Below are 18,064 nucleotides of genomic sequence, written 5' to 3'. Positions count from 1 at the left end.
CCTCTGTAGTGGAGTGTGGAATTTAGGGCGCGGCCCGCCGCTGCGGCGAGCGTAAAACCCTTTACGTAGCATTGCGCAAGGGCTAACCCTCACTTCCCCCCAAGGAGAAGGTCTTCTCTCTGGCCGAAGGCAGATTGAATGCACTCTGGATATGCTCGCGACCCACTGAGTTTTCCGCGTGCATTCACGCTTGAAAAGGAGAGTCCTCATGAGTCGTATGAACCATCGCTTTGCCACCCTGGGTCTGGCCCTGGCACTGGCCGCCGCGGGCGTGCAGGCCGCAGCCCCGCAGATCAAGACCCAGGCGCCCGGCTATTACCGGATGATGCTCGGGGACTTCGAGATCACCGCGCTGAACGACGGCACGCTGGACCTGCCGGTCGACCAGCTGATGGACAAGGCCAAGCCTGGCACCGTGGTGAAGGCGCTGGAAAAGAACTACCTGAAGCCGCCGGTCGAGACCTCGGTGAACGGCTATCTGATCAACACCGGCACCAAGCTGGTGCTGATCGACACCGGCGCGGCCGGCCTCTTCGGCCCGACGGCGGGCCGGTTGCTGGCCAACCTGAAGGCGGCGGGCTACCAGCCCGAGCAGGTCGATGAGATCTACATCACCCACCTGCATCCGGACCATGCGGGTGGCCTGACGCAGGACGGCAAGCCGGTCTTCCCGAATGCGGTGGTTCGCATGGACCAGCATGATGCCGATCACTGGCTGAATGAAGCCAACGCTGCGAAGGAACCGGAAGGCCATCGCGGCTTCTTCCCCGGCGTGATCGCGGCACTCAAACCCTATCAGGACGCGGGTCGCGTGAAGCCGTTTGACGGCGCGACCGAGCTGATGGCGGGCATCCGTGCCGTGCCGGCTCCGGGCCATACGCCGGGTCACACCGTCTACATGGTGGAGAGCAAGGGCCAGCAGCTCGCGGTCTGGGGCGACCTGATGCACGTGGCGGCGGTCCAGTTCCCGACGCCTTCGGTGGCCATCAACTTCGACAGCGACTCCAAGCGTGCCGTTCCGCAGCGTGAGAAGGCCTTCGCCGATGCTGCCAAGAAGGGCTACTACGTCGCCGTGGCGCACGTGTCCTTCCCGGGCATCGGCCATCTGCGGTCCGAGGGCAAGGGCTACGTCTGGGTGCCGGTGAACTACAGCATCAAGCCCTGATCGTTTTGCGGGCCCAAGGGCCCAAGGGCCTGAAGGGGACGGCCATCGGCGCTCAACCGGTGGTGGCCGTCCCCGCTCGACTCAAGCGTCCATCTGCCGCTGGAACACCAGCCCCGCATGCTCCCGCAGCGCGTGGAACTTGATCTTGGGCCAGTTCTCCTGCATGGCGCGCAGCTCGCCGGCATATTCCAGCAGCACCGTCGGCGCGTTCACCGCGTCCCAGGCCACACGATGGGCGTTGTGGTCGATGAAGCGGCGCAGCTCCTTCTCCCCACCGTCCGCCTCGTCGCAGGTCACCCAGCGCGCCACGTTGTAGCGTGCCGCCATGATGCGGGCCTTGACGTTGTACTCATGCTCCAGCCGGTGGGCGACCACTTCGAACTGCAGCTGACCCACCGCGCCCAGCAGCAGCACGCTGCCGGCTTCCGGTCGGAACACCTGGATCGCCCCTTCTTCGCCCAGCTGCCGCAGACCTTCCCGCAACTGCTTGGTCTTGAGCGGATCCGCCACTTCCACGGATCGGAACATTTCCGGCGCGAAGAAGGGCAGGCCGGTGTACTGCAGGGCCTCGCCTTCGGTGATGGTGTCCCCCAGCTGCAGCACCCCGTGGTTGGGAATGCCGATGATGTCGCCGGCAAAGGCCTCATCCAGCAGCTCACGACGCTGGCTCAGGAAACTCACCACCGTGTTGGGCCGCAGCTCCTTGCCGGAGCGCACCACCTTCAGGCGCATGCCGCGCTCGAAGTGGCCGGAGGCCACCCGCAGGAAGGCGATCCGGTCCCGGTGTGCCGGATCCATGTTGGCCTGGATCTTGAACACCACGCCGGTGAACTTCGGCTCTTCCGGCTGCACCACACGCTGCATGGCGGCCCGTTCGGCCGGCGGCGGGGCCAGTTCCACCAGCGCATCCAGCACTTCCTGCACGCCGAAGTTGTTCACCGCAGAGCCGAAGAACATCGGCGTCTGGCGGCCGCTGAGGAATTCGTCCAGGTCGAAGGTCGGCGCGGCTTCGTTCACCAGTTCGATCTCGCCCTGGGCGTTGTCGTACTGCATGCCGAAGCGCTCGGCATAGGCCGGGTTGTCCAGGCCATCCAGCACTTCCTCGTCGCCGGCCACCCGGTCTTCACCGGGCGAGAACACCCGCATGCGCTTCTGGCGCAGGTCCATCACGCCGTGGAAATGCTTGCCCATGCCCACCGGCCAGGTGAACGGCACCACCGTCATGCCCAACTCGCGCTCGATCTCGTCCATCAGCGCCAGCGGCTCCTGGACTTCCCGGTCCATCTTGTTGACGAAGGTCAGGATGGGCGTGTTGCGCGCCCGGCAGACCTGCAGCAGGCGCCGCGTCTGCGGCTCCACGCCGTTGGCCGCGTCGATCACCATCAGCGCCGCATCCACCGCCGTCAGCACCCGATAGGTGTCTTCGGAGAAGTCCTGGTGGCCCGGGGTGTCGAGCAGGTTGATGACGCAGTCGCGGTATTCCATCTGCATCACCGAGGACGCCACGGAAATGCCGCGCTGCTTTTCGATTTCCATCCAGTCGGAGGTCGCATGGCGCGAGGCCTTGCGGGCCTTCACCGATCCGGCGATCTGAATGGCGCCCGAGAACAGCAGCAGCTTCTCGGTCAGGGTGGTTTTACCCGCGTCAGGGTGGGAAATGATGGCAAAAGTGCGACGGCGGCGCACTTCGGACTGGATTCGGCTGGGTTGGTCGGTAGACATGGCGCGAAGGAGAGCTCGCACCCGGGCCCGGGGAAAAAGTCCCGGTCAGGCGCGCTGAAGGCCGCGAGGGGCCGAAGGGGGTTGCCGAAGTGGCGAACCCGCAATTATGGGCGATGGCTGCCGGTCAAGGCGGACCGGGGGGCGAAGCGACCGCCATGAAGGGTTTCACCACCGCCATCAGGCCGTCGACATAGTCCGGTTTCTGGCCGACAGGCGCCGCATGGCCCAGCATCTCCCGGGCAGCGGCTTCCCCGGCTTTCTGCCAGACCAGCCAGGCGGACAGATACAGCGACGCCAGCCCACCCCCGGCGGTGGCCACCGGCCCGCGGGCATAAAACGGCTCACTCAGCACCCGCACGCCGGCCTCCACCAGCCAGGGGCGGGCGGTGCCGTCGGTACAGGCGGGAACTTCACCCAGCACGCCCAGGCGCGCCGGCAGCAGCGCTCCGGCACCGTGGGCCGCGAAGTGTTGACGGGTGGGATCCAGCTGCAGGCGGTCCAGTAGCGCGGAGTTCTCCGCGATGGCCCGGGTGTAAAGCCCCGCGCCGAACCAGACTGCATCCGCTTCATTGGCCCATTCCAGGGGACGTTGCAGCTGCACATTCACCCCGTTCATGGACGTCACCATACTGCCCGGACCGCACAGCTCGGCGGACCAGCCCATCGGCTTGAGACGGTTGAGCAGGCTCAGCGGCACGAAGCAGTCGAGCTCATTGAATCCGTCAAAGGAGAGGATGGCGATATGCATGATGCTGCGCCGACTGTAGCGCTGCCGGGCGCCAGCCCCAAGCGGAAACTTCGGGACGCCCGCCGCGGTCAGCCGGATTCCGTCAGGGCGGCCCCGCCTTCCCGTCGCCGGTGAGCAGGGCGTAGGTGTGACGGGCGACCATCCGTTCCTCATCGGTGGGGATGACCCAGGCCTCGCAAGGACTGCCCGTGGCGGTCAGGCGCCAGGCGGCCGATGAATGCCCGGGTGGCGTTTCGTTGGCCGCCAGGTCCGGCTGCACGCCCAGCCAGGCACAGCCCTCCATCACCCGCTGGCGGATCAGCGCCGCATGCTCCCCGATGCCAGCGGTGAAGAGGAGCCCGTCGAGCCCGCCGAGGTCGGCGGCCAGCGCGCCGATCTCCCGGACGATCCGGTGCACGAAGACATCCACCGCCCAGCGGGCCCGCGGGGCCTCGCTGGCCAGCAGGGCCCGCATGTCGCTGGAGACGCCGGACATCCCGAGCAGGCCCGACTGCTGGTACAGCAGCCGCTCCAGGGCCCGGGCATCCATGCCCTGCTGATCCATCAGGTACAGCAGCACACCCGGGTCGACCGAGCCGCTGCGGGTGCCCATCGGCAGGCCTTCCACGGCGGTGAAGCCCATGCTGCTGCCGATGCTGCGGCCCGCCCGCAGCGCGCAGGCGCTGACGCCGTTGCCCAGGTGCAGCGCCACGACGCGTCCCTGTGCCAGGCGTGGCGAGACGGCGGGCAACTGGGTGGACAGGTATTCGTAGCTCAAGCCATGAAAGCCGTAACGCCGTACGCCAGCATCGAACAGCGCGTGGGGCAGGGCGTACGGCTGGGCCACGGCCGGCTGGGTGCTGTGGAAGGCCGTGTCGAAGCAGGCCACCTGCGGCAGATGCGGCCAGGCGGTCAGCGCGCGGCGAATGGGGGCCAGGTTGTGCGGCTGATGCAGCGGGGCGAGGGGCACCAGCGTGTCCAGGTGGGCGAGCACCTCGGGCGTCACCACCACCGGCTGCGCATAGGCGGTGCCGCCATGCACGACCCGGTGCCCGATGCCCAGCATCTCGATCTGTGGGAACTCCTCCGCCACAAAGGCCACCAGATGGTCGATGGCCTGGTCGTGGGGCAGGGAGCGCACCGGCCAGTCCCGACGGCCGGCCGGACTGCCGTCCGCATGACGGGCCTCGAAATGCGGCGCCGTGCCCAGGCCTTCCACCTGGGCGTGCAGCTCCAGACGCAGCGGCAACGGCAGCGGCAGCGCTTGCGCCGTGGGCCGTCGCTCCTGCCCGGCGGGCCCCTGCGCAGGGCCTTGGGCCGCCCGCGCCTGCTGTTCCTCCCGCGCATGCAGCGAGAACATCGACAGCTTCACGCTCGACGATCCCGCATTCACCACCGCGATGAACTCACCTTCCAACCGAGGATCCATGCCTGCTCCACAGAGGCCGGTCACCGGTTCCTGATCAAACCGTCCTGCCGGGCCGTTGCACCGACTGTAGGATGCCTCGGACCAGCCCAGGAGTCGATCCATGCCGTCTGCCCATCCTCACTATGACCGCCTGCTTGATGCGGTTCGTCAATATCCGCCGCTGCGGGTGGCGGTGGTGCATCCCTGCAGCGACGTTGCCATGCTCGCGGCGGTGGACGCGGCGGCCCAAGGCCTGATTCAGCCGGTGCTCGTCGGCCCGGTGGCCAAGATGGCCGAGGCGGCAGCGCAGGCGGGCGTGGACCTCTCCCCTTACGAACAGCACGATGTGCCGCACAGCCATGCCGCCGCCGATCTCGCGGTCGAACTGGCGCTGCGGGGTCAGGTCGATGCCTTGATGAAGGGCAGCCTGCACACCGACGAACTGATGAGCGCCGTGGTGCGCCGCGAAAACGGCTTGCGGACCGCCCGCCGGGTCAGCCACTGCTTTGTGATGGATGTGCCCGGGCATGCGCAGCCGCTGATCATCTCGGATGCAGCCATCAACATCGTCCCGACGCTGGAAGAGAAGGTGGACATCGTCCAGAACGCCATCGACCTGGCCCATGCGCTGCGGCTGCCCGAGGTGCGGGTGGCGCTGCTGTCATCGATGGAGACGGTGAATCCGAAGGTGCCGTCCACCCTGGAGGCGGCGGCGCTGTGCAAGATGGCGGACCGGGGTCAGATCACCGGCGCGGTGCTGGATGGTCCGCTGGCGATGGACAACGCCATCGACCCGGAAGCGGCGCGCATCAAGGGGATCGTCTCGCCGGTGGCGGGGCAGGCCAATGTGCTGATCGTGCCCGACCTGGACGCCGGCAACATGCTGGCCAAGAGCCTGAGCTTTCTGGCCCATGCCTATGCGGCCGGGGTGGTGCTGGGCGCCAAGGTGCCCATCATCCTCACCAGCCGGGCCGATTCGCAGGCTGCCCGGCTGGCGTCTTGCGCCCTGGCCTCGATGCTGGTGGCCGCCCGTCGCGAGGGCCGCATCAAGGCTGTGGGCTGATCAGCGGTCTTCCAGCAGGCTGCGCAGCATCCAGGCGGTCTGCTCGTGCACCGTCAGGCGCTGGGTCAACAGGTCGGCGCTGGGCTCGTCGCTGGCCTTGTCCACCAGCGGAAACAGCGAACGGGCGGTGCGGGCCGCACCCTCATGGCCTTCCACCAGGATGCGCACCATCTCCAGCGCCTTGGGCGGCGTGGCGGGCGCGTCCGGCAGCGAGCTGAGCGCGGCGAACTGGGCGTAGGAACCGGGTGCGGCATGACCCAGCGAGCGTATGCGCTCGGCGATCGGGTCCACCGCATTCCACAGCTCGGTGTACTGGGCCATGAACATCGCATGCAGCGAATTGAACATCGGGCCGGTGACGTTCCAGTGGAAATTGTGGGTGGTCAGGTACAGCGTGTAGGTGTCGGCCAGCAGCTTGGACAGGCCCTGGGCGATGGCGGCGCGATCCTTGTCGCTGATACCGATGTTGATGGAGGGCTGACCCTTGGCATTGACGTTGGCATTGGCGGGGGCGGCGGGGGACTTCTTGGCCATGCGGACTCCTCTGGAATGTCGGTGAAGATCGGGGGACCACCGGCGGTCACCCGGGCAGGGAGATTAGCCTACCTGAAGCGGGTGTCGCCGATGTTGCGCCAGCGCATGAAGCTCACACCGTGCCGTGGCGCATCCAGTCCACCAGCATCTGGGCGTTGAGCGCGGCCCCCGCGGCGACGATGACCAGTCCGAGAATGTGACGTCCGGGTTTGAGGTTCATGAGGCTCTCCTGTTGACGGGGGCGCGTGGCGCCCGGCGTGGTGGATGAAAAAGATGCCGAAACGGCCGGCGCAAGCCCGGCCGGTGGCTCAGGCGGTGAACTCGATGTCCAGCTCGCTCAGGGCAGATCGCACCACGCGGCCGTAGTCGGGGTCTGCCTTGTCGAAGTGGGCCAGCTGGCGGTCGATGATGAACGCCGGCACGCCTTTCATCGACGAGGCAATATTGCGTCCCAGGCGTTGCTGCTGCTCGGCCCCGAGGATGCGGAACAGAGCGCCCGGCTGTCCGTAGTCGTCATTGCCTTCGCGGTGGTTGAAACGGTCCGCATCGCCCTGCAGCCGCAGCGGCGGCTCGGCCACCGACGGGTCCTGGGTGGCGCCGCCGAAGCTGTTGGGCTCGTAATAGGCGTTGGCATTGCCGGTGGGCGTGCGGAAGAACTTCATCGACCCATCCTTGTGATAGTGATGGACCGGGCACTTCGGCGCATTCACCGGCAGCGCTTCGTAATGCGTGCCCAGGCGATAGCGGTGGGCGTCGGCATAGCTGAAGATGCGGGCCTGCAGCACGCGGTCCGGGCTGAAGCCGATGCCGGGCACGATGTTGCTGGGCGAGAAGGCGGCCTGCTCGATTTCTTCGAAGTAGTTGTCCGCATTGCGGTTCAGCTCCAGCACCCCCACTTCAATCAGCGGGTAATCCTGGTGCGGCCACACCTTGGTGAGGTCGAAGGGGTTGTAGGGCGTCTTGTCGGCGTCCAGTTCCGGCATGACCTGCACAAACATCGTCCAGCGCGGGTACTCGCCGGCCTCGATCGAGCCGAACAGGTCTTCCTGATAGCTCTCCCGCGTCTCGCCGATCACCTTGGCAGCATCCGCATTGCTCATGGTGCGGTGGCCCTGCCGGGTCTTGAAGTGGAACTTCACCCAGAAGCGCTCACCGTCCCGGTTCCAGAAGCTGTAGGTGTGGGAGCCGTAGCCATTCATGAAGCGCGGGCTGACCGGAATGCCGCGATCACTCATCAGGATGGTGACCTGATGCAGGCTTTCCGGCGACAGGCTCCAGAAGTCCCAGGCAGCGGTGGCCGAACGCAGGTGGCTGACCGGATGGCGCTTCTGGGTGCGGATGAAGTCCGGGAACTTCAGCGGATCACGGATGAAGAACACCGGCGTGTTGTTGCCGACCAGGTCCCAGTTGCCTTCTTCGGTATAGAACTTCAGCGCAAAGCCGCGCACATCCCGTTCCGCATCGGCGGCGCCCAGTTCACCGGCGACGGTGGAGAAGCGGGCCAGCATCGGCGTGCTCTTGCCGACCTCGCCGAACAGCTTGGCACGGGTGAAGCGGCTGATGTCGTGGGTGACGGTCAGGGTGCCGAAGGCGCCCCAGCCCTTGGCATGCACCACGCGCTCGGGGATACGTTCACGGTTCTGATGGGCCAGCTTTTCGATCAGCTGGTAGTCCTGCATCAGTACCGGGCCGCGGGGGCCGGCGGTCAGGGAATTCTGGTTGTCGGCGATCGGGGCGCCGGCGGTGGTGGTCATCACCGGGCACTGGGCGGGATGGGCGGGACGGGTCGTGGGGCCACTCATTGCAGCTACTCCTCAGAAGCGTTGGGATCCGGGCCATGCCCGGGGCAGGGCGGTGGCGGACCTCGAATTCGGTGTCGCGACGCGACGTGAGGAGAACTGTAAAAACCGCCAGCCGATAGATCAACGCAAATAGCTTAAGTGCGGCGATAGAGAAAATCGATTCCCCAAACGGCAGAGCAGCGGGGTGTCGAAAGGAGGTCCCCGCGATCTCCCGATGGGGGGCCAGGCACCGTGCAGCGGCAGGGGGCAGCGGCAGCCGCAGCCGCCGGGGGCGCCGACGGTGGCGCATGGGGCAGCGGCGAGGCGCCGGGATGTCAGGGCGGCGCCGCCATGGAGACGGCTTGCCGCGCTGTCAGGACAGCAAGGTCACCCGATCCAGCTTGCAGGCATAGACCGCATTGCGCAGCGCCGCCACTGCCTCATAACGGGTGAAGGTCCTGCGCCAGGCCAGCACGACCCGCCGGGTCGGGGCGGGGGCCTCGAAGGGGACGTAGCGCAGATGGTCGGGCACCTGGGCCGGCACGCTCAGGGCCGGCACGACGGTCACGCCCATGCCGGAGGCCACCATGTGCTTGATGGTCTCCAGGGAACTGCCCTCGAAGCTCTTGCGGATGCCTTCGGCGTCGGTGGAGAAGCGGGCGAACTCCGGGCAGACTTCCAGCACGTGATCCCGGAAGCAGTGGCCGTTGCCCAGCAGCAACATGGTTTCCGCCTTGAGTTCCTCGGCGGAGATGCGCTCCCGCTTCGCCAGCGGATGGGTGGCGGGCACGGCCACCACGAAAGGCTCGTCATACAACGGCGCCACGGCCAGACCGGCGTCGGGGAAGGGCTCGGCCATGATGGCGCAGTCCAGCTCCCCGGTACGCAGCATGTCCAGCAGCTTGGTGGTGAAGTTCTCCTGCAGCATCAGCGGCATGCGCGGATAGACCTCGATGCAGTGCTTCACCAGCTCCGGCAGCAGATAGGGCCCGATGGTGTAGATGATGCCCAGGCGCAACGGCCCGTCCAGTGGATCCTTGCCGCGCTTGGCGATGTCCTTGATGGCACTGGCCTGCTCGATCACCGACTGGGCCTGCCGGACGATGTCCTCGCCCAGCGGGGTCATGGTCACCTCATTGGCGCCGCGTTCGAAAATCTTGACGTCCAGCTCCTCCTCCAGCTTCTTGATCGCCACGGACAAGGTGGGCTGGGAGACAAAGCACGCCTCGGCGGCGCGCCCGAAATGGCGTTCGCGGGCGACAGCAACGATGTAGCGCAGTTCGGTCAGGGTCATGTCGCCATTGTCCTCAGAAAGCGGGCATCCTGGGCGCGCCCGGTACACTGCCGCCCCACCCATGGGACAACACCCGGGGAGACGCATGACGACAGACAGAAAACCCATCACGCTCCAGCGACTGCTGGACATGCATGCCGCAGGCGACAAGATCGCCATGCTCACCTGCTATGACGCGGCCTTTGCCCACCTGCTGGACACGGCTGGCGTGGACGCACTGCTCATCGGCGATTCGCTGGGCAACGTCCTGCAGGGGCAGGAGACCACGGTGCCGGTGCGCCTGGAGGAGATGGTCTATCACACCCGGTGTGTGGCGCGGGCGCGCCGGCACGCCTGGATCGTGGCGGACCTGCCCTTCGGCACCTATCACACGTCCCCGCAGGACGCCTGGCACAGCGCCATGCAGCTGGCCCAGGCCGGTGCGCACATGGTGAAGCTGGAAGGCGGCGGCTGGACCACCGAGACGGTGCGCTTCCTGACCGAGCGCGGCATTCCGGTGTGCGCGCACCTGGGGCTGACGCCGCAGACGGTGACGGCACTGAGCGGCTTCAAGGTGCAGGGCCGTGACGAGCAGGGCGCCGCCCAGCTCAAGGCCCATGCCCGCGAGCTGGTGCAGGCCGGGGCGCAGATGCTGGTGCTTGAAATGGTGCCGGCGGCGCTGGCGGGTGAGCTCACCCGCAGCCTGGGCATTCCAGTGATCGGCATCGGCGCCGGTGCCGAATGCTCGGGCCAGGTGCTGGTGCTGCACGACATGCTGGACGTCACGCCGGGCCGCCGTCCGCGGTTTGTCCGCAATTTCATGCAGGGCGCGTCGTCCATCCAGGACGCGGTGGGACAGTATGTGGCGGACGTCAAGTCCGGCGCCTTCCCCGCCCCTGAACACACCTACTGAAGCCATGCAGATCCATCACGACATTCCCGGTCTGCGCGCCGCGCTGCGCGGTGATGCGCCCGTCGCTTTCGTGCCCACCATGGGCAATCTGCATGACGGCCATCTGGCCCTGGTGACGCAGGCGCGGGAAGCGGTGGGCCCGGAGGGCCGCATCGTGGCGTCGGTGTTCGTCAACCGGCTGCAGTTTGCGCCGCATGAGGACTTCGACCGCTATCCCCGCACCCTGCAGCGCGACGCGGAACTGCTGGCCGGTGTGGGCTGCGACTTCGTTTTCGCGCCGGACGAGAAGACGATGTACCCCGAGCCGCAAGGCTACAAGGTGCATCCGCCGACCGAGCTGGCCGACATCCTGGAAGGGCATTTCCGGCCCGGCTTCTTTGTCGGCGTGTGCACGGTGGTGCACAAGCTCTTCAACATCGTCCAGCCGGATGTGGCGGTGTTCGGGAAGAAGGACTATCAGCAGCTGATGGTCCTGCGCCGCATGGTGGACCAGATGGCGCTGCCCATTCGCATCCTGGCCGGCGAGACGCGGCGCAGTGAGACCGGCCTGGCGCTGTCCAGCCGCAACGGCTACCTCAGCGACGATGAAAAGCAGCGGGCGCTGCTGCTGTCGCAGACGCTGCGGGGCCTGCTCAAGGCCTGGCACGACGGCGAGCGGGACGTTGCGCGCCTCGAAGCGCAGGCCCTGCAGACGATGCGCGATGCGGGCTGGCAGCCGGACTACATGACCCTGCGGCGCCAGCATGACCTCGGCGCGCCGCAGGAGGGACAGCCCTTGGTGGCACTGGGCGCGGCCAAGCTGGGCCAGACCCGGCTGATCGACAACCTGGAAGGCTGAGGGACGCCACACGCCGGCCTTGGAGCTGCATCTGCGACTGCGCCTGCGCGTGCGTCCGCGGGCGGAGCGTCTCCCCCTCAAGCCTTGAGGTATTCCGTCTTGTGTCCCAGCCAGCGCTCCACCTGGCGCAGCGCGGCCTGGGGATGCTGGTCCAGGAGCCGGGGCGCGAGTGACCGTGCCGCGCTGAGCAGCGGCGCATCCTCTTCCAGGTCGGCAAAGCGCAGCAACTGCGCGCCGCTCTGGCGCGCGCCCATGAATTCGCCCGGCCCGCGGATGTCCAGGTCCCGCCGGGCGATCTCGAAGCCGTCGGTGGTCTCCGCCATGGCGCGCAGTCGGGATTTGCCGGTGTCCGACAGCGGCCCGGTATAGAGCAGCACGCACACGCTGGCCACCGAGCCGCGTCCAACGCGACCTCGCAGCTGATGCAGCTGGGACAGGCCGAAGCGCTCGGCATGTTCAATCACCATCAGGCTGGCATTGGGCACGTCCACGCCCACTTCGATCACGGTGGTGGCGACCAGCACGCTCATCTCGCCGCTGCTGAACAGGGCCATCACGGCGGCCTTTTCCGCCGGCGGCATGCGGCCGTGCAGCAGGCCGACCTTCTGGCCGGGCAGGGCAGCGCTCAGTTCCTCATGGGTTTCGGTCGCGTTCTTCAGGTCCAGCGCTTCTGATTCCTCGATCAGCGGGCAGACCCAGTACACCTGCCGCCCGTCCTGCACCGCCGCCGCGATCTTCTCGATCACATCGTCCCGGCGGCCATCGGCGAAGACGCGGGTGACGATCGGGCTGCGACCGGGGGGCAGCTCGTCGATGGTGGAGACGGCCAGGTCCGCGAAGTAGGTCATGGCCAGCGTGCGCGGGATGGGCGTGGCGCTCATCATCAGCAGGTGCGGCTCCATCGGCACTGCACCGGGGTCGTCTTCCACGATGCTGTCGGCCAGCTTCTTGCGCAGCGCCAGCCGCTGGGCCACTCCGAAACGATGCTGTTCGTCGATGATCGCCAGGCCCAATCGGGCGAAGCTCACCTTGTCCTCGATCACCGCATGGGTGCCGACCACCAGCTTCGCTTCGCCTGACGCGGCGGCGTCCAGCATCTTCTGCCGGGCCTTGCCCTTCACGCTGCCGGTGATCCAGGCCACCTGCACCCCCAGCGGTTCCAGCCAGCCGATCAGCTTTCGGAAATGCTGCTCGGCCAGGATCTCGGTCGGCGCCATCAGCGCGCACTGCCAGCCTGCATCCATGGCCACGGCGGCGGCAATGGCGGCCACCACCGTCTTGCCGGAGCCCACATCGCCCTGCAGCAGGCGGTGCATCGGTTGGGGCAGGGCGAGGTCGGCGGCGATCTCTTCGGTCACCCGTTGCTGGGCGCCGGTCAGGGCGAAGGGCAGGGCACCGAGCAGGCGCTCATGCAGGCCGCCCTTGGCGCCGCGCAGCACGGGTGCGCGCAGATGGGCGCGTTCGCGCTGTGCCTGCTGCTGGCTCAGTTGCTGGGCGAGCAATTCCTCGAATTTCAGCCGCTGCCAGGCGGGATGGGTGTGATCTTCCAGCGTCGACAGACCGGCGGAAGGGGGTGGATGGTGCAGGAACTGCAGCGTCTCACGCAGCGAAGGCAGCCCGGCGGGGACGATGCCCGGGGGCAGCACTTCGTCCAGCGGCGCGCGTTTGAGGGCCGAGGCCACCGCCTTGCGCAGATAGGCCTGCGGCAGCTGCGCGCTGGTGGGGTAGACCGGCGTCAGCGAAGTGGCCAGCGGCGTTTGCGCGTCCACCTTGCGGAAGCTGGGATGCACCATTTGCCGCCCGAAGAACCCGACGCGGATCTCGCCGCGGGCGCGGATGCGGGTGCCCACCGCCATCGTCTTCTGATGGGCGGGATAGAAATGCAGGAAGCGCAGCTGCACCTGGCCGCCATGGTCGTCGCGCAGCTTCACCAGCAGCTGGCGGCGGCCCCGGATCTCGATCCGGCATTCGATCACCTCGCCTTCGCACTGGACGGTGTCGCCGTCATGGGCAGCATCGAGCGGCGTGAGCTGGGTTTCGTCTTCGTAGCGCAGGGGCAGGTGCAGCGCGAGGTCGATGTCGCGGGTCAGCCCCATGCGCTCCATCGCCTTCTGCGGCGCGGACTTGGCGGCGGCGCCCGCGTCCTTGCCGGGCGGCTTGTCTCCCGCCTTGGACGAAGACGGTGCTTGGGACGACGCCTTGGACGACGCCTTGGACGACGTTTTGGACGGCGCTTTCGACGACGTGGAAGGGACCTCGGACATGGAGCGGAATTCTGCCTGTGATCTCGCGAACCCAGGACGTCCCGTCGGGAAAGCATCGGATGGGAGAATTCGGGCCTTCTCATCTGATCGGCACGGGTCTGTCCGGCCCTCGTCTTCCATGTCCCGAACCTTCACCGTCAGCGATTTCGATTTCGCGCTTCCCGACGATCTCATCGCCCAGCATCCGGCGGCAGAGCGCAGTGCCTCGCGCCTGCTCGATGGCCGCACCCAGCCGCCCGTGGACCGCATCTTTCGCGAGCTGCCCGAGCTGCTCGACCCCAAGGACCTGCTGGTCTTCAACAACACCCGGGTGATCAAGGCGCGGCTGTATGGCGCCAAGGCCAGCGGCGGCGCGGTGGAGGCGCTGATCGAGCGGGTGCTGCCGGGAACGCAGGAAGTCTGGGCGCACATGCGCGCCAGCAAGAGCCCGAAACCGAGGGCGGTGGTGCGGTTTGCCGACGCATTTGATGCGGAAGTGCTGGGCCGCTGCGGTCCGGACAACGGCCTCTTTCACCTGCGCCTGTCCGGAGACCCCTTCGAGCTGCTGGAGCAGCACGGCCACGTCCCGCTGCCGCCGTACATCGCGCACGACGACTCGGCCGACGACGTCCGGCGCTACCAGACCGTCTTTGCGCGCGAGCCGGGTGCCGTCGCCGCCCCGACGGCTGCGCTTCACTTTGACGAGCCGCTGCTGGAGAGGCTCGCTGCACGCGGCATCCAGACGGCGCATGTCACCCTGCATGTCGGCGCCGGCACCTTCCAGCCGGTGCGGGTGGATTCACTGGCCGACCACAAGATGCACAGCGAGTGGTTCCAGGTGCCTGAAGAGACGGTGGCGGCCATCGAGCGCTGCAAGGCAGCCGGCGGACGCGTGACCGCGGTCGGCACCACGACCCTGCGCGCGCTGGAGTCGGCGGCGGTGGGCGGTGCGTTGCGCGCGGGGGCCCGCGAGACCGACATCTTCATCACCCCGGGCTTCCAGTTCCGCGTGGTGGACCGTCTCATCACCAACTTCCACCTGCCCAAGAGCACGCTCATGATGCTGGTCTCGGCCCTGGCCGGTTATGAGCCCATCATGGCGCTGTACCAGCATGCCATCGAGCAGCGCTACCGCTTCTTCAGCTATGGCGACGCGATGTTGCTGGACCGCCGCCCCTGACAGCCGCCCAGGAGGGCCGACCTTCAGCGCCGGCCTTCATGCTGCACTTCGTCGCTTCCCTGCAGCGGTGCATCGCACGGACGACATCGTGCCCAAGATCTCGTTTGGTGCGCCCATCGCCCCAATATCGGCCTTGCAGCAACGGTCGTTACCTCATCGTTACCAAAGACGAGGCCTGACCCCCGTGTGCGCGGGGAGCAAAAAGTCACACATTTTGGAAGAATGAGCTCCATGACAACGGGCCCGGCACTTGCTTGCCGAGGACGAGGGAGGCGGGCGGTGCCCGCGTTGCCAACACATTGACCAATCGGGAATCTATGAAGCTGCTTGCAATCACTCCTATCGCGCTGGCGGCCACCTTGCTGGGTGGTGTGGCGATGGCGGACACCATTGGGGGTCTGGTCAATACCGGCAGCGGTCTGAGCGCTGGTGAGACGGACAAGAACTACACCTACACCGTCTCGGGTGGCGATTTCTCGGGCCAGACTGGGTATGGCGTGGTGAGCACCGGCAACACCGACCCGTTCCCGCACTGGATTGCGAACACCGAATCGTCGTCGTGGCTGATTCTGAGCAACGACCAGCAGACCAACTACAGCTCGGCCACGGACAGTGTCGTCAGCTGGTCCCTGAGTTTTGACCTGTCGGCCTACGACGCGTCGACGGCCTCCATCACGGGCCGCTGGGCGACGGACAACAGTGGCGTGCTGCTGCTCAACGGCCAGGCCATCTCGACCATTGAGGGCAACGGCTACACCGGCTGGACCAATTTCAGCAGCATCACCAGCTACTTCACCCAGGGCGTGAACACCCTGAGTTTCGTGGTCACGGACGATGCCAACTCGGTCTACAACTACACCGGCGTGCGGGTGGAGTTTGCGAGTGCAGTGGCCAACATCGTGCCGCGCACCAACCCGCAGATCAGCCCGGTTCCGGAACCCCAGACCTACGCGCTGATGATTGCCGGCCTGGCGGCTCTGGGATTCCTGGCCCGCCGCCGCAGCTGACGCGCCAGGAGTTCTCCGCCCTGCTTCCTTCGTACGAAGCGCCTCCTCCTAGCCAATCAAACAAAAAGGCCGTTGAGTTTGCGCTCAGCGGCCTTTTTCCTGGGTGATCGGGCCGGGCCCACACCCAGCCCAACGAATTATTCCTTCGGCGGCGTCAGCAACCCGATGCTGCCGGTGCTCTGCCCCCCCAGCAACCCGGTGTTGCTGTAGACCTGCAGCTTCGCCCGCGTATCCGAGATATCCAGATTGCGCATCGTCAGCTGCCCGATCCGATCGGCCGGCGTGAAGGCGGCGTCTTCCACCTTCTCCATCGACAGCCGCTCCGGCGCATACGTCAGATTCGCGCTCACCGTATCCAGCAGCGTGTAATCGTTCCCGCGACGCAGTTCCAGCGTCACCTCGCCGGTGATCGCGCTCGCCACCCAACGCTGGGCCGTCTCACGCAGCATCAGGCACTGCGGATCAAACCAGCGGCCTTGATACAGCAACCGACCCAGCTTCATCCCGTTCATCCGGTACTGCTCGATCGTGTCCTCGTTGTGGATGCCGGTCACCAGACGCTCATAGGCGATGTGCAGCAGCGCCATCCCCGGGGCCTCATAGATGCCGCGGCTCTTCGCCTCGATGATGCGGTTTTCGATCTGGTCGCACATGCCCAGGCCATGACGGCCGCCGATCTTGTTGGCCTCCATGAACAGATCCACCAGGCTGGTGAACACCTGGCCGTTCAGGGCCACCGGCACGCCTTCTTCAAAGCGGACCGACACCACCTCCGGCTTGATCACGACGTCTTCCTTCCAGAAGGCCACGCCCATGATCGGGTTCACGATGTTCATGCCCTTGTTCAGGAACTCCAGGTCCTTCGCCTCGTGGGTGGCACCCAGCATGTTGGAGTCGGTCGAATAGGCCTTCTCCACGCTCATCTTGTAGTCGAAGCCGTGGGCGATCAGGTATTCGCTCATCTCCTTGCGACCGCCCAGCTCATCGATGAAGGTCTGGTCCAGCCAGGGCTTGTAGATCTTCAGCGACGGATTCGCCAGCAGGCCGTAGCGATAGAAGCGCTCGATGTCGTTGCCCTTGTAGGTCGAGCCATCGCCCCAGATGTTCACGCCGTCTTCGCGCATCGCCGCCACCAGCGCCGTGCCGGTCACGGCGCGGCCCAGCGGCGTGGTGTTGAAGTAGGTCGCGCCGCCGCTCTTGATGTGGAAGGCACCGCACTGGATTGCGGCGATGCCTTCAGCCACCAGCTGCGCCCGGCAGTCCACCAGACGGGCGATCTCCGCCCCGTAAGCCTTGGCCTTGCGGGGAATGTCTTCGTAATCGCTTTCGTCCGGCTGACCCAGGTTGGCCGTGTAGGCGCAGGGGATCGCGCCCTTGCCGCGCATCCAGTGCACCGCGGCGCTGGTGTCCAGGCCACCGGAGAAGGCGATGCCGACGCGCTCGCCGGCGGGAATCTTTTGGAGGATGGTTGCGGCCACGGGAACGTCTCGCGCAGTTAGGGGATCAAAAAGGACGCCGCAGCCCGCCACACACGGGCTCCGGACAAGTGGCCAATTCTAGGCCGCTCGACTCCCGCCTCAGTTGCCGAGTTCGCCGGGGCTGCCTTCGTCGGGCGTCAACCAACCGATGCGGCCCTGGCCCGCTTCATTCAGGCGGTGAATGAAATCCGCCGCAGCGGCCTCCGGCAGACGCAGCGTCACGTCCACCAGCGCGCCGTGGAGGACGGTGACCAGCCCGGCACCCTGCCGCTCCGCTTCCCGGCGCAGCCAGCCTTCCTGGGCGTAGGGCAGCTGGCATCGCAGCAGCCGCATCCGCACCATCGGCACCTTCTCGCCAGTCAGGAGCGCCTGCGCCACCGCGTCGGTGTAGGCGCGCACCAGGCCGCCAGCGCCCAGCTTCACGCCGCCGAAGTAGCGCACCACCGTGGCCAGCACCCCTTCCAGGTCCTGATGGCGCAGCACCTCCAGCATCGGGCGCCCGGCCGTACCACCGGGTTCCCCATCGTCATTGGCGGCGGATTGCCCGCCCGCCATCAGGGCCCAGCAGACATGGGCCGCGCCCGGATGCTGCGCCCGCAGCTGGTCCACGCGCGCCAGCGCCGCAGAGCGGTCCGCCACCGCTTCCACACAGGCGATGAAACGGCTCTTTTTGATGATCAATTCCGCGTGGACCGGGGCAGCAAGACTCGAAGGCATGGCGGATTATCGGCG

The 18,064-nt window shown here is 66.9% G+C and carries 15 protein-coding genes; 6 read left to right on the top strand and 9 right to left on the bottom strand.

The window, feature by feature from the left end; all coding sequences use genetic code 11:
• The first annotated feature begins 217 nt into the window (after nucleotides 1–217).
• The gene (locus FHS28_RS11750) at nucleotides 218–1,165 is read left to right on the top strand and encodes an MBL fold metallo-hydrolase (protein ID WP_246409988.1); all 948 of its coding nucleotides are present in this window, start codon (nucleotides 218–220) and stop codon (nucleotides 1,163–1,165) included.
• A gap of 81 nt (nucleotides 1,166–1,246) precedes the next feature.
• On the opposite strand, the gene FHS28_RS11745 is transcribed toward FHS28_RS11750, so the two are convergent.
• The 3 genes from FHS28_RS11745 to FHS28_RS11735 all read right to left on the bottom strand — a co-directional run bounded on the left by FHS28_RS11745 (nucleotide 1,247) and on the right by FHS28_RS11735 (nucleotide 5,043).
• A complete protein-coding gene (locus FHS28_RS11745; RefSeq protein WP_088452469.1) occupies nucleotides 1,247–2,887 on the bottom strand; it encodes a peptide chain release factor 3 in 1,641 nt (546 codons plus the stop codon).
• A gap of 124 nt (nucleotides 2,888–3,011) precedes the next feature.
• Entirely contained in the window at nucleotides 3,012–3,635 is a 624-nt protein-coding gene (locus FHS28_RS11740; RefSeq protein ID WP_088452471.1) for a type 1 glutamine amidotransferase family protein, read from the bottom strand.
• A gap of 82 nt (nucleotides 3,636–3,717) precedes the next feature.
• A complete protein-coding gene (locus FHS28_RS11735) occupies nucleotides 3,718–5,043 on the bottom strand; it encodes an acetate/propionate family kinase (RefSeq protein ID WP_221193896.1) in 1,326 nt (441 codons plus the stop codon).
• Nucleotides 5,044–5,143: 100 nt separating this feature from the next.
• Here FHS28_RS11735 and FHS28_RS11730 point away from each other — a divergent pair, with 100 nt between their 5' ends.
• Nucleotides 5,144–6,085, top strand: a complete 942-nt coding sequence (locus FHS28_RS11730; protein ID WP_088452473.1) for a phosphate acetyltransferase — start codon at nucleotides 5,144–5,146, stop codon at nucleotides 6,083–6,085.
• Here the strand turns inward: FHS28_RS11730 and FHS28_RS11725 are convergent, their stop codons facing one another.
• From FHS28_RS11725 to FHS28_RS11715, 3 genes are all read right to left on the bottom strand, one after another.
• Nucleotides 6,086–6,619, bottom strand: coding sequence for a Dps family protein (locus FHS28_RS11725; RefSeq protein WP_088452475.1), 534 nt, complete (start codon nucleotides 6,617–6,619; stop codon nucleotides 6,086–6,088). It lies immediately after the preceding gene.
• A gap of 308 nt (nucleotides 6,620–6,927) precedes the next feature.
• The gene (locus tag FHS28_RS11720; RefSeq protein WP_184294627.1) at nucleotides 6,928–8,421 is read right to left on the bottom strand and encodes a catalase; all 1,494 of its coding nucleotides are present in this window, start codon (nucleotides 8,419–8,421) and stop codon (nucleotides 6,928–6,930) included.
• Nucleotides 8,422–8,773: 352 nt separating this feature from the next.
• The gene (locus FHS28_RS11715) at nucleotides 8,774–9,694 is read right to left on the bottom strand and encodes a hydrogen peroxide-inducible genes activator (RefSeq protein ID WP_088452477.1); all 921 of its coding nucleotides are present in this window, start codon (nucleotides 9,692–9,694) and stop codon (nucleotides 8,774–8,776) included.
• Nucleotides 9,695–9,779: 85 nt separating this feature from the next.
• Between FHS28_RS11715 and panB the strand changes: the two genes are divergently transcribed.
• Entirely contained in the window at nucleotides 9,780–10,586 is an 807-nt protein-coding gene (gene panB, locus FHS28_RS11710) for a 3-methyl-2-oxobutanoate hydroxymethyltransferase (RefSeq protein ID WP_088452479.1), read from the top strand.
• Nucleotides 10,587–10,590: 4 nt separating this feature from the next.
• The gene (gene panC / locus FHS28_RS11705) at nucleotides 10,591–11,424 is read left to right on the top strand and encodes a pantoate--beta-alanine ligase (protein WP_088452481.1); all 834 of its coding nucleotides are present in this window, start codon (nucleotides 10,591–10,593) and stop codon (nucleotides 11,422–11,424) included.
• A 77-nt stretch (nucleotides 11,425–11,501) separates the two neighbouring features.
• On the opposite strand, the gene recG is transcribed toward panC, so the two are convergent.
• A complete protein-coding gene (recG, locus tag FHS28_RS11700) occupies nucleotides 11,502–13,688 on the bottom strand; it encodes an ATP-dependent DNA helicase RecG (protein WP_088452483.1) in 2,187 nt (728 codons plus the stop codon).
• A gap of 118 nt (nucleotides 13,689–13,806) precedes the next feature.
• Here recG and queA point away from each other — a divergent pair, with 118 nt between their 5' ends.
• Both queA and FHS28_RS11690 read left to right on the top strand, forming a co-directional pair.
• Nucleotides 13,807–14,847 carry a tRNA preQ1(34) S-adenosylmethionine ribosyltransferase-isomerase QueA gene (queA, locus tag FHS28_RS11695; RefSeq protein ID WP_088452485.1) on the top strand — a complete coding sequence of 347 codons (1,041 nt, stop codon included), beginning with the start codon at nucleotides 13,807–13,809 and terminating at the stop codon, nucleotides 14,845–14,847.
• Between the two features lie 317 nt (nucleotides 14,848–15,164).
• Nucleotides 15,165–15,854, top strand: coding sequence for a PEP-CTERM sorting domain-containing protein (locus FHS28_RS11690; RefSeq protein ID WP_088452487.1), 690 nt, complete (start codon nucleotides 15,165–15,167; stop codon nucleotides 15,852–15,854).
• A 137-nt stretch (nucleotides 15,855–15,991) separates the two neighbouring features.
• On the opposite strand, the gene argG is transcribed toward FHS28_RS11690, so the two are convergent.
• Both argG and FHS28_RS11680 read right to left on the bottom strand, forming a co-directional pair.
• Nucleotides 15,992–17,332: an argininosuccinate synthase gene (gene argG, locus FHS28_RS11685; RefSeq protein WP_088452489.1), complete on the bottom strand. Its 1,341-nt coding sequence runs from the start codon at nucleotides 17,330–17,332 to the stop codon at nucleotides 15,992–15,994.
• A 99-nt stretch (nucleotides 17,333–17,431) separates the two neighbouring features.
• Nucleotides 17,432–18,049 carry an IMPACT family protein gene (locus FHS28_RS11680; protein ID WP_088452491.1) on the bottom strand — a complete coding sequence of 206 codons (618 nt, stop codon included), beginning with the start codon at nucleotides 18,047–18,049 and terminating at the stop codon, nucleotides 17,432–17,434.
• Between the last annotated feature and the right edge of the window lie 15 nt (nucleotides 18,050–18,064).

The sequence above is a fragment of the Roseateles terrae genome (assembly GCF_014192155.1).
Taxonomy (GTDB): Bacteria; Pseudomonadota; Gammaproteobacteria; order Burkholderiales; family Burkholderiaceae_C; genus Roseateles; species Roseateles terrae.
This window is presented reverse-complemented; position numbering and strand designations above follow the sequence as displayed.